We start from the raw sequence: 12772 nt of genomic DNA on the forward strand, positions 1-12772 counted from the left end.
TATTAATTCCAATTAATTATTACTTAAAAAAAGTAATCTCATAGAACTTTTTCTTGCTCATATGAAATGATTGAACTTAGTTAAAAAAAGTGTTAAGCTATCAATATTAAACTAAAAATATCTTTATCAACTGTAAAATTTCAATTGATAAAATAATATATTAAAGAGCTTATTTTTATCTGAAGCTAAGTATTCAGTTTATAGGCTCTTTTTTAATGATAAAGAGAGGTAATACTATGATAAAAGTTGAAAACTTATCCTACTCATTTCCACAGAAAAATCTATATAATAATATTTCCTTCACACTAGAAGAGGGACAACATTGTGCCTTTATAGGAACAAATGGTAGTGGAAAAAGTACACTTATAGATATAATTATGGATCCTGAAAAATATATGTTTGATGGCAAATTAGAAATTGATCCAAACTGTAGAATTGGTTATGTACGTCAATTCCAAGAAATTGATAAAACAAAAGAAATCACAGTTTTTGAATATTTAGCAGAAGACTTCATTAAATTACAAAATGAAATAACTGCTATATGTACTGAAATGGAAACATCTTCTGATATTGAAACTTTACTTGAAAAATATCAAGAAGCATTAGATGCATTTGAAGCAATTAATGGTGATGACTATGAAAACATGATTGATAAAAAATTAAACCTTATAGAATTAATTAAGTCTAAAGACTTAATGATATCTGAACTTAGTGGTGGAGAATTCAAGCTTATTCAGGTAATTAAGTCAATGCTAACTAATCCTGATCTACTTATTATGGATGAGCCTGATGTATTTTTAGATTTTACAAACCTTAATGCTCTTAAAAATCTAATTAATTCACACAAGGGAACAACATTGATTATTACCCATAATAGATACTTATTGAATCATTGTTTCAACAAAATTATTCATCTTGAAAACATGGAAATTCAAGAGTTTGATGGAGGATATGTTGAGTATAATTTCTCATTACTTCAAACTAAAATTGAATTACAAGAATTAGCTGCCGCTGATACTGAAGAAATTGAAAGAAATGATGAAATAATAGATAGATTAAGAGAGCTAGCATCTGAAAATGCAGAACAATTTAGAGGAAAAACTTTAAGAGCTAGAGTTAAATTCCAAGAAAGATTAGAAAAACGTAGAATTAAAGCTCCATTTGTAGAGATTAAAGAACCAAATATAATTTTCGTTACAGCAAATGAAATTGAAGAAAAAACAGCTTTAAAAGTAACTGATTATAATCTTGCTTTTGATGAAGTGCTTTTAGAAGATGTTAATTTTGAAATTAAATCTACTGATAAAGTAGCTCTTGTTGGTTCAAATGGTACTGGTAAAACTACACTTTTCCAAGAGATATTTAAAAATAATAATCCTTCCATTGAAATAGATAAAGATACTAAGATAGGTTATTTATCTCAGCTTCAAGGCCAAACATTAAATTATTCTAATACTATAGCTGAAGAATTCTTTGACCTTGGTTTTAAAACCTATGATGATATTAAAGAATATCTTGCTGGTTATAACTTTGATGAAGAGTTACTTAATCAAAAGATAGGAACTTTATCTGGTGGAGAAAAGAATTTAATTCAATTAGCTAAGCTTTGTGAAGTTGGAGCTGATCTTCTTCTTCTTGATGAACCTACAAGTCATTTAGATACATATTCACAAATAGCATTAGAAAAGGCTATTAAAAACTACAAAGGTGCTATTTTAATGGTATCTCATGATTACTATACTATAGCAAATTGTATGGATTATGTTTTACTTATTGAAGATAAGAAAATTAGAAAAATTAACATAAACCATTTTAAAGATATAATTTATGCTAATCATTTTAATAAAGATTATTTAAAAATTGAACAAAAGAAAAAATCAGTTGAAACAAATATTGAATTAGCTTTAAGAGATAATAATTTTATACTTGCAAAAGAATTATCTGAACAACTAGAAAAGCTTGTTAAATTACTATAAATTCAATCAAATAGACAATAAAACTCGACAATACATCTTAGTGTTGTCGAGTTTTTCATAATAACTATTAATGCCTATGTATACCAGTACTACATCTATATTTGTGATTTACACAAATTTATCTATCTCTCCTCAGATCATATCTCAATATCTAATTTATTATTCCATTATATCAAAAAACACGACATTTCTGCAGTGGATTTTTGAGCAAATGTAAAGACTACTTATTGAAACTTTCTAATACCTTTTATATTATTTATTACCTTCTTTATTTTTGTTTCTTACCGGTACAAACTCTGAAGTAGTATCATTAGGGTCAATGTAGACATAGTCTCCATTGCTATCCTTTTTTAATCCTAAAGATGCCATTTTCTTTTTAGTATTTTTATATTTTGTACTCATTACCTTCACCTCTTAAATATTATAAATATCATTCGTTATTATCTTTCCCTCTTATTTTTATAATAATTACCTAAGGCTGACATTTAGTTCTTCATATTATTATAGTACTTCAATAAACTGAAGAAGTTTACTCTTATCTGGACTAACAAAATTATCAGAATCAATTAAATTAATTAATTCATTTTTTGTAACCCACTTATAATCAATAGTTTCCCCATCTTGTAATATAATTGAATCTTTCTTTATATTGCATCTACATGTATACATCTTATAAAATGTATTTTTCTCTACCTTTTTTATTGTATAAATAAGCTCTAAATTATTAGCTTTAATACCTGTCTCTTCAAACAATTCTCTTTTTGCTGCATCTAAAAACTCTTCACCTTTTACTACACTTCCACTAGCTCCAGCTTCCCAAAGGCCTGGTTTATTAGGTTTATTCCAATCTCTTTGCATTAATAAAAAAGTTCCATCCTCATGATATACAATAACATCAACTACTGCATGCAAAATCCCTTTACTTATTTTCTCTCCTCTGACTATATCAACACCTATTTTTTCTTCATTTTCATTATATCCATCCCATAATTCCATACATATAACCTCCTAACTTTATTCTATTTTGTTATTCTTTTAATAGTATCATCTACAGAAATGCATTCAGCATATCTACCATTCCACATATTATCTCCTTTTATTGCTTTTTACTAATTATAATCTATATTTTTCCAAAGAAAAAGAGAATCTATTTTAGATCCTCAATTTTCACTTACCATTCTCTTTAATTAACTAGGCTTTAATATAACTTTTTGCTATATCCAACACCTTTTCAAATTCATTTATATTATCATTTATAAATTCTAAAAGCTCTTCTCTTGACGGTTCTTTATATCTATGTGAAATTCTATTTCTAAGCAATCTTGCTCCATTTAAGAATTCATACGTCTCTTCACCTATAACTTTATTTTCAACTAAAATAATAAGCGATGCTTTCATATCTATTCCTATTTTATATTTCTTTAACTCTTTTAAGATCATAGAAGTTAAATTTTCAACTGTTATAAAAAAATCTACAAATATTTGCTTTAGCCCAAATTCTATAAAAATTGTTTTATTATCTTCTTCTAAATCTTGCAATAATTGCTTACAATCTTTCAAATTCTTTATTACTTCAGTCATATCTTCAATTATTTTTATTAATCTTTCTTGATTCATGATAACAATTCCCTTCTTCTACACTTAAAATAATACTCATTTTCTCTATAATACCAATCAACTTTTTCTATAAATTTTTCTAAAAATTTATTATTATCAGTTGTATAAATACTTTTACCATCATTTAGAATATCTATTTTAATAAATATATCTAAGTTATCACTATTTAAATCAATTACATCTATATTTCTTTCTAAAAGATCTTCTAAAAATAATTCTAATTTTAAAATTTCTTTAATTGTTAACTTTGAGGTTCCTAATATAGCTATATCCACATCAGACTCTTCATTAAAATTGTCAGTAATTATACTACCAAAAACTAAAGCATTATTTATATCTAACTTACTAAGATAATTCTTTAATTCTTTACTCTTTAATTTATCTAATATTTCTAACTGTATATTCTCCATTTTACTCCTCTCTTCTTTATCTAATATTATTGATTATGTACTAATTATAGCATAATATTCCTTGTTTATTTCTCTAAAAGTTTTAAAATAAAAACACCTACGTTTAAATAGGTGTTCCTAATAATATTATTATCTTATCTTTTAATTATAGTTACTGGAACATTTAACTTCTCTATCATTAGCTTATCAATTCTCAGTCTTTCCTTACAAAAATAAAATACTCCTTCTATCCCCTTTAAGTTATGACTCTTACCAAAATTCACATTACTAACCCAATTTGCAACTTCATCAATCCAATCTGGCCTTGAACCCTCTGGTGACTTGCTCTCATTTGCTGCTTGAATTATTATATCTTCTACACTTGAAGGCTCAATATAAACAATAGATGGACTTAAGGATTTTACTGTTTCTAATAAGCTTTTAAGATATAAATATATTTCTTCATCACTTTTTTCATATACACCTAACAATTCAAATATATGATTTTGTAGAAATGCACATTCAAAAATATAAATATTATCATTTAACAAAGCCTGCTCTGCAAATTTACTCCATCTTCTTAAATGTATATCTCTAAATTCATCTAAGCTTTTTCTACCATCACATATTTCCTTTGAAGCAACATCACCTATTAAACTCAAATAACAATCTTCTGGAAAATCTATTTTAGTATAAGCTAAAATAACATTATTATCTTCTATTCGTGTTTGTCTTTGAATTCTACTAATTAACTCTTCTTTACTTATACTCTTCTTTGAACCTTCCTACATTTCAGAACACTTCTTAATAAAATCATTATATTCATCTTCTTTTAAACAAGCATTCCATGCCATATCTGCTGGATGTGACATTCCTTCTTCATAAAGAATTGCCTCTTTTCCCTCATCTATTAACTTTTCCTTTATTTTTCTTGCAGTTGTAGTTTTACCTGCACCTGGTATACCCTCAACTAATATTAATCTACTATTCATACATTTCCCCTCATAAACCTATACTGATATTTTACCTCTAAACTCTTTTTAACTATTCAACTCTATCCATTCTTCCATAACCTTTTCTAACTCTTCACTTAATTCTTCTTTTTTAGAAAATAGTTCATTAAGTTCTTCATAATTTAACTCTAAATTGCTCATAGTTAACTCAATCCCTTCAAGTTCCTTTTCAAGCTTTTTAATCTTTATTTCAAGTTTCTTTATTTCATTTTCTCTCTTTTTTACTTCATCTATTTCTTTTTTCTTCTTTTCCTTTTTTATAACTTTTTCTTTCTGTAAATCATTAATTTCCTTTTCTAGTTTTACCCTATCCTGTATTTCTTTATAGTAATCATAATTTCCAAGATAACTTTTAAATTTATTATCTTCAATTGCAATTATTCTTTCACCAATCTTATTAATGAAATACCTATCATGTGATATAAAGAAAATAGTTCCTTTAAATTCTTCTAAAGCTTCTTCTAAAGTTTCTATAGAATCTATATCAAGATGATTAGTTGGTTCATCTAATATCAATAAGTTAATATTCTCATATAAAAGCATTGAAAGTTTCAATCTTATTCTTTCTCCTCCTGATAAGGCTTTAACTTTTTTAAACACACTATTACCAAAGAACATAAACTTAGATAAATATTCCCTTGCTTGCCCTTCTAATATTGAAATATCATCTCTAAAAGCCTGAATCACAGTATACTCTTCATTATCAAAAGTAATAACTTGTGGTAAATAACCCACCTTTACATTATCACCTAATTCTACTGTTCCTTTGTCTGGAGCTTCTTCTCCTAATAGCATCTTTAAAAATGTTGTCTTTCCACTTCCATTAGGACCAACTAAAGCAACTCTTTCTTTAAAATTAATTAATAAATCAGCTTCATTAAAAATTACCTTATCAATATAACTTTTACATAAGCCCTTAGCTTTTATAGTTTCTTCTCCTGATCTTTCACTATTTTTGAAGTTTAGCTTCATAGTTTTATTTTCAATCTTTGGCTTTTGTGCATCCTCATTACTTTTCATTCTTTCAAGCCTTTTTTCCATACTAGCAGCTCTTTTAAAGAATTTACTATTATCAGCTCGTATTGCCCAATCTCTAAGGTCCTTTATAGTACTTTCCATGCTTTTAATTTCTTTTTGTTGTTCTTTATAGTTATGCATTTGTTCAAGTAACTTTTCTTCTTTTTGCTTAACATAACTTGAGTAATTACCTTTATAAGTTTTACTTTCCATATCTTCAATTTCTATAATTTTACTAACTACATTATCTAGGAAATATCTATCATGAGATACTATGATTACAATACCATCATAATTATTAAGATATCTTTCAAGCCATTCAATAGAATCCATATCTAAATGATTTGTAGGCTCATCTAATAATAAAATATCTGGATTATCCATTAATAATTTTCCTAATATAACTGTAGTTTTTTCACCACCACTTAATAAATTAAATTCTTTATCTAAAAAGTTTTGTGTAAATTTTAATCCTGTACATATCTTTGCTAATTTTTCTTCAGTATTATAACCACCTTTAACTTCATAGCTTTGAACTAATCTACTATATTGTTTTAAACTTCTCTCAAGTTCTTCTCCTTTCAACACTTTCATCTCATCTTCTAACTTATGCATTTTTTCTTCTATTTCATAAACTTCACTAAAAGCCATCTTTAAAACATCAATAACCTTTATTCCATTTTCATATTGTGGAATTTGCTCTAAATATGCACATGTAGCTCCACTTGGCTTATTAATAAATCCTTCATCATACCCAGGACTAGTAGCCCCTGGATATCCAACACAATAATCCATTGGCAATATTCCTGCAATAAGTTTTAAAACCGTAGTTTTACCACTTCCATTGACACCAACGATACCAACCTTTTCTCCTGAATATATTTGAAAATTAATATTCTTAAGAACAAGTGTTGCTTCCATATATTTTTTTACATTAACTAACGATAATTCAAACATAAATACGCCTTCTTTCTTTTTCTACTAAAACTCTAAATAGAAAGGCACAAAGCTATAAACTTAACTCTTAGCTTCATATATACTTTTAACTCAAACTTAATCTAAGAATTTGTTAGCTAAAAACTACTCCTTGTTATCAATCACCCAATATTCTAGGTTATTACAACGGTCAGTCTTAAGATAAAAACAAAAAAACTGTAAAAAGATATACTCTCCCTACAGTCTGAAATCACATTATTAACCTATAATCTCCAAATATTCATAGTCAAACAATTAATTATACTCCACAAAGATACTATAAATAACGTAAACTTTTTGTTATGTTATTTTATAATAATATGTGTTTATATAATTAATATATTATTTATTTAAACTTATATCTAAAAACTATAATGCCTATTTCAGTAAAGTAAGTTACCTTCTAAATGCCTTATTCTATAAAGAGCACAACAATAAAACCTATATAATTAGGTCAATTTTTACTCATTATAAAATCAATATAAAATTAAAATTTAATTTATATTAGCAATTAGCTGGTCTCATAACTTACATTCCCCTTTCAGCATCTTTTCCTTTATTATACCATAATATGTATTTAAATCAAATATAAAACATCTATAACTAGATAATCATTGTGCAGTTCGTTTCCTTACTTACTTGGCTACAAGGGATGAAGATATAAAAAAAAATTAATTCAAGATAGTGAAAATCTATAATTAATAATTTCTATTAATTTAATATCCAATCAATATTCAAAACATGCTATAATGTACAAATCAAATACTATAAAAATTATTAAAAAGGTGTGTTTTATGAATAAATTATTTATATTAGTTGGTCCATCAGCAGCAGGAAAGACTCTAATTTCCAACTTTTTAGTACATAAAGATGTTAATTTTTTGCAAAATCTAATTAATGTAGTTAATGATTTAGATAAATCATCAATGTTAGAAAATTTAAATATAGCAATTAACACCTTGGAAAAGTCTCCTTTTAATAAAATCATTACATCTACTTCAAGACCTCCAAGAGAAAAAGAAATACATGGTGTTGACTATTATTTTTATAATAAAGATGAATTTGAAAAAAAAATTAGTAATGATGACTTTTTAGAATATGTTGAAAACTTCGGAAACTACTATGGAACTTGCTTAGAATCTATAAATAATTCATTGAATATAGGAAATTCAATTATTGTTTTAGATGATAAAGGTGCTATAAAAATGAAAGAACTTTTAAAATCCCAAGCAATTACTATTTACCTAGATATCCCTGTGGATGTTATGGAAAAGAGAATGAATTTTAGAAATGATGATCCTGCATCAATGCTAACAAGAACTACTAACTTACATATCATGTCTTACAAAAACAAAGCAGATTTTATTATTAATGTTAATAAAAGAATTGATTTTGTTTTATTAGATATAATTGAAATTATAAAAAATACTATTGCCAGATAAATTTATGTCTGGCAATAGTATTTTTACTTATACTCTATTTTAATTTAAACTCTATTTTTCATCCTTATAAATTTGTTCATTACATAGCGGTAAGTCATGCTTTGCTCTAATTTTATTTTCAATTTCAAGAGCTATTTCAGGGTTTTCTTTTAAATATATTTTTGCATTTTCTCTTCCCTGACCTAATCTTATGTCATTATAAGCAAACCATGCACCACTCTTTTGAACTATCTCTTCATTCACTCCAACATCTACTAAATTACCTTCCTTAGATATCCCTTCATTATACATAATATCAAATTCAGCCTGTTTAAAGGGTGATGCAACTTTATTTTTTATAACTTTTACCCTAGCCCTATTTCCTAAAAAAGTATCTCCATTCTTTATTGTATCAATCTTTCTTATATCTAGCCTTACAGATGCATAAAACTTAAGTGCTCTTCCACCTGCTGTTGTCTCTGGATTACCAAACATAATACCTATCTTTTCTCTCAATTGATTTATAAATATCACAATACAATTTGATTTATTAATAGCCGCTGTTAATTTTCTCAATGCTTGAGACATTAATCTAGCTTGCAATCCTATATGTGAATCTCCCATTTCTCCTTCTATCTCAGCTCTTGGTACTAATGCTGCTACAGAATCAACTATTAATACGTCTATAGCATTAGATCTTACAAGAGCTTCTACTATTTCTAAAGCTTGTTCTCCAGTATCTGGTTGACTGACTATTAATTCATCTGTATTAACTCCTAATTTTTTAGCATATGTTGGATCTAATGCATGCTCTGCATCAACAAAAGCTGCTGCTCCTCCTAATTTTTGTGCTTCAGCTATTATACTTAATGATATAGTTGTCTTACCTGACGATTCTGGTCCATATATTTCTATTATTCTTCCCTTTGGAACTCCCCCTATTCCTAATGCTATATCTAAAGCTAATGAACCTGTAGGTATAGACTCTATATCTAGTGTTTTATTTGAACCCAATTTAACTATAGAACCTTTTCCGTATTGTTTTTCAATTTGATTCATAACTGTTTCTATAGCTGCCATTTTCTTCTTATCAATATCCATTTTTTCTCTCCATTCTCTTTTATCCACTTTTTATTAATACTACTTTTACCTTTTATAAAATAAAAAATGCATTGTATCGACGGCAAGTGGTATAACCATCGGTACAACGCATTTACTCTTTTAAGTATAACATAATTTTATTTTCTAATGTAATACTACAAGTTAAAAAACTTTTAAATTATATGCTTAAACTTCTTCTTATAAACTATTTAAATTTTCAATATTTTTTATTTTTAGTGTAAATATAAAATAAACTATAATAATTTATACAATATTGTTTAATACATGAATAATATTGATTTTCTAATTTATTTTACATGATTCTCGGCCTTTATTTCCCAATGAATTACAAAAGCTAATATTGCTCTTAATAGTATTATAGCTGCTAAAATATACATTTCATCTAAGGATCTTACTATTACTGTTTTTAATATTTCTGCACCCATTTTAAATTCTAAAGCTAAAGTTAGTGCTTCCGCAAATTGAATTTTTATTGGATAGTTTGTCCCCTTTATTAAATTACAAAAATACTTCCAAAACGCTTTAATAGCACCTATAAAAATTATAATTACCCCCATAGCTTCAAGTAAATGAATAATTTCAGGGATTACTATTTCTAAAAAGTTACTTAACATAATTATTCCTCCTATGTTTTCATTTGCAGGAATAATTATACATGATACACTTCTTATCTTCAATTTAATAGATATATGAATAATACTTATTTTTAATATAACTTTATTTCTTATTTATAATTTCTTCATAAATTATACCTTCTCTAAGTCCTAATGCACTTATTATAAACTTCTCTGAATTAAAATATCTAAGTATTACTAAAATAGCCCCAAGCGGTGCTGCAAATATTTCTGCTCTCTTCTTAGATAAACCCTTAAAATTATTTCTTTCATTTATAGATAACTTTAAAAAATCACTATATATTTTAGATACTTCTTCTCTTGTCATACTATAATCGTGAAGTGATTCCTTAGGATAATTTTTATCCCCCTTAGCTACCCTCCCTATATGCTTAGCAATACCACCAATTCCAATTACATTCAATTTATTATTTTTTGTTAACCAAGATATTTCATCAAGCTTATTATTAATAAATTTTTCTAGTTCAATATTTTCATCATCAGATTCAATATTATTAAACATCTTAGTAAGCGGAATACATCCTAATGGTAAACTTATGGTTTCTTTAAATTCTCCTTTTTCCATAAGAGTAATCTCCATACTTGAACCACCTAAATCCAATAAAACAGCATCTTTTTCCTTCATTGAATTTTTAACTGCCAAATATCCATATCTAGCTTCTTCTTTTCCTGATAATATATTTACATTTAACCCCAATTCTGATTCAATTCTATTACATATATAACTTCTATTAACAGCTTTTCTAACTGCTTCTGTTGCAACAACATAAATTTCTACAACTTCATACCTTTGACATATTTCTTTAAATCTTTTTAATACATTAATGGCTATCTCTATTCCATCATCAATTAAATAATTATTTTTTGTTAAATAGCTACCTAATCTAATAGTCTCTTTTGCTTCATCAATTACTTCAAAATTTGAATGTTCATTTATATGATAAATTATTAGTCTCACAGAATTAGATCCAATATCTATTATTGCCCCTCTATTCATTTTACTTACCTCTCAATTAACTATTAAATAATTTTTTATACTATATTATTTCTTATATTTTACAATATAGAACACTTTAAATAAAACAAAATGTCCTCAATTATTAATTAAAGACATTTATATTTTGTTTATTATTTTAATTAGCCTCTATTATACCTTTAACATAATTATTTATTTTCTAAAAAACAATAAATTATTTTATAAAAATTGTAAGATATTGATTATATTTATTGATTTATGTTAATAATAAATATATAATATTAACTAATAATTATTATCTTCAAGGAGGCTATATTATGGATATTAAAGAAACTATTTTAGATGTTATGAGAGAAGCTGGAAAACCTGTTAGTGCTGGAGAAGTTGAAAAACTATCAGGACTTGATCGTAAAGATATAGATAAAGCATTTAAGGAATTAAAAAAAGAAGAAGCTATCGTTTCACCAGTTCGTTGCAAATGGGAACCTGCAGCTAAATAAAAGTATTCTAAAAAACCCCTCTGTTCTAAAAACAGGGGGATTACAATTATCTTTTATAAAAATATTATTAATATCTTTTATCATCACATTTTCACCATATATTTAAATAAATTTAAATATATTTTCAATAAGATTAATAACTTATCTCTCTATTTCTTTTACTTCACAATATATTGAAATATCTTTAACTTACAAAACACTATTTATGTATAATTTCTCCTTATTATGTTCATAACTTATTATCTTTCCTTCATAAATTTTATTAATAATTAAAACATCTTTGATTTCATTTACATAAATAAGTAAATACTCTCCATTATAACAATACAAATATAATCCTTCATTTCGTATAACATAACAAATGGGAAATACTTCTATTTTTCTATCATTAATATAAACTTCTATATAAAATTTATTATCCAAAGCATTATCAATCATTTTACATACTTCATTTTTTATATCAAATTCATCTTTATAATCTAATATATATCGTTTCTTATATTTACTTAAAATTTGAGAATATCTATCATTATCTATTATTCTAAACCTATCACTCAAATAGGATTTTCTTAAATTTTTACTAATACTTTCAGCGATATACATTGCAAATATTAAATTTTCATAATCCTCATATCTTAGCATTAGTCTTGATATATTATAACTCCTATCTATTTCTACGCCTCCATTTTTACCTCTATGAATTATTAATGGAATTCCTACTACTGATAATTTATCTAAATCTCTTTGTATAGTCTTAATAGATACATTAAAATATTCCGCTAATTCATTCATTGTAATTTTAGAGCCTTTTCTTAATAAATAAAATATAATATCTAATAATCTCATTAATACTGCCTCACATACTTTATTAAGTTTTTTTATTATATATTAGCCTATAAATAAGACTCATATAGTCCATATTATAAGATTTTATAAAAACATATGTATATAACAACCAAAAATAGTTTCTTTTTATAACTAATTACTATTTATAATTGTTAACTATTTCTACTCAATCTGTGGATTATTATATATCCATATTACATAACTTACTTTTAAATAAAAAATTCTAAATATAATTTAACTTACTTTTTTATAGTATTCAATAGTAATTATATAAATACTAATTCA

General features: G+C 25.6%; 14 protein-coding genes. 3 read left to right on the top strand and 11 right to left on the bottom strand.

Going from position 1 to position 12772, the window contains the following annotated elements:
- Positions 1–236: 236 nt before the first annotated feature.
- The gene (locus tag TY07_RS11000) at positions 237–1976 is read left to right on the top strand and encodes an ABC-F family ATP-binding cassette domain-containing protein (protein WP_042399562.1); all 1740 of its coding nucleotides are present in this window, start codon (positions 237–239) and stop codon (positions 1974–1976) included.
- A 252-nt stretch (positions 1977–2228) separates the two neighbouring features.
- On the opposite strand, the gene TY07_RS18370 is transcribed toward TY07_RS11000, so the two are convergent.
- The 7 genes from TY07_RS18370 to abc-f form a co-directional block, all read right to left on the bottom strand.
- Complete coding sequence (locus TY07_RS18370; protein ID WP_172676155.1) at positions 2229–2378, bottom strand: hypothetical protein; 150 nt, start codon at positions 2376–2378, stop codon at positions 2229–2231.
- Positions 2379–2477: 99 nt separating this feature from the next.
- Positions 2478–2972, bottom strand: coding sequence for an NUDIX hydrolase (locus TY07_RS11005; protein ID WP_042399563.1), 495 nt, complete (start codon positions 2970–2972; stop codon positions 2478–2480).
- Positions 2973–3167: 195 nt separating this feature from the next.
- Positions 3168–3593, bottom strand: coding sequence for a HepT-like ribonuclease domain-containing protein (locus TY07_RS11010; RefSeq protein ID WP_042399564.1), 426 nt, complete (start codon positions 3591–3593; stop codon positions 3168–3170).
- Positions 3590–4003, bottom strand: coding sequence for a type VII toxin-antitoxin system MntA family adenylyltransferase antitoxin (gene mntA / locus TY07_RS11015; RefSeq protein WP_042399565.1), 414 nt, complete (start codon positions 4001–4003; stop codon positions 3590–3592). The genes TY07_RS11010 and mntA overlap by 4 nt, the downstream gene beginning before the upstream one ends.
- Before the next feature lie 134 nt (positions 4004–4137).
- A complete protein-coding gene (locus TY07_RS11020; RefSeq protein WP_042399566.1) occupies positions 4138–4644 on the bottom strand; it encodes a P-loop NTPase family protein in 507 nt (168 codons plus the stop codon).
- A 123-nt stretch (positions 4645–4767) separates the two neighbouring features.
- Positions 4768–4974, bottom strand: coding sequence for a P-loop NTPase family protein (locus TY07_RS11025; protein ID WP_042399567.1), 207 nt, complete (start codon positions 4972–4974; stop codon positions 4768–4770).
- Between the two features lie 48 nt (positions 4975–5022).
- Complete coding sequence (abc-f, locus tag TY07_RS11030) at positions 5023–6969, bottom strand: ribosomal protection-like ABC-F family protein (RefSeq protein WP_042399568.1); 1947 nt, start codon at positions 6967–6969, stop codon at positions 5023–5025.
- 812 nt (positions 6970–7781) lie between these two features.
- Between abc-f and TY07_RS11035 the strand changes: the two genes are divergently transcribed.
- The gene (locus tag TY07_RS11035) at positions 7782–8429 is read left to right on the top strand and encodes a guanylate kinase (RefSeq protein WP_042399570.1); all 648 of its coding nucleotides are present in this window, start codon (positions 7782–7784) and stop codon (positions 8427–8429) included.
- Between the two features lie 51 nt (positions 8430–8480).
- Here the strand turns inward: TY07_RS11035 and recA are convergent, their stop codons facing one another.
- From recA to TY07_RS11050, 3 genes are all read right to left on the bottom strand, one after another.
- On the bottom strand, positions 8481–9509 hold the full coding sequence (gene recA / locus TY07_RS11040; protein ID WP_052330700.1) for a recombinase RecA: 1029 nt from the start codon (positions 9507–9509) through the stop codon (positions 8481–8483).
- Positions 9510–9817: 308 nt separating this feature from the next.
- Positions 9818–10144: a DUF1622 domain-containing protein gene (locus TY07_RS11045; protein WP_042399683.1), complete on the bottom strand. Its 327-nt coding sequence runs from the start codon at positions 10142–10144 to the stop codon at positions 9818–9820.
- Between the two features lie 103 nt (positions 10145–10247).
- The gene (locus TY07_RS11050; protein WP_052330701.1) at positions 10248–11162 is read right to left on the bottom strand and encodes a Ppx/GppA family phosphatase; all 915 of its coding nucleotides are present in this window, start codon (positions 11160–11162) and stop codon (positions 10248–10250) included.
- Positions 11163–11458: 296 nt separating this feature from the next.
- Here TY07_RS11050 and TY07_RS11055 point away from each other — a divergent pair, with 296 nt between their 5' ends.
- Positions 11459–11641, top strand: a complete 183-nt coding sequence (locus TY07_RS11055; RefSeq protein ID WP_042399572.1) for a transcriptional regulator — start codon at positions 11459–11461, stop codon at positions 11639–11641.
- A gap of 189 nt (positions 11642–11830) precedes the next feature.
- On the opposite strand, the gene TY07_RS11060 is transcribed toward TY07_RS11055, so the two are convergent.
- The gene (locus tag TY07_RS11060) at positions 11831–12487 is read right to left on the bottom strand and encodes a helix-turn-helix transcriptional regulator (protein WP_042399575.1); all 657 of its coding nucleotides are present in this window, start codon (positions 12485–12487) and stop codon (positions 11831–11833) included.
- Positions 12488–12772 lie beyond the last annotated feature (285 nt).

The sequence above is a fragment of the Clostridium saudiense genome, assembly GCF_000577815.1.
Lineage (GTDB): Bacteria > Bacillota > Clostridia > Clostridiales > Clostridiaceae > Clostridium > Clostridium saudiense.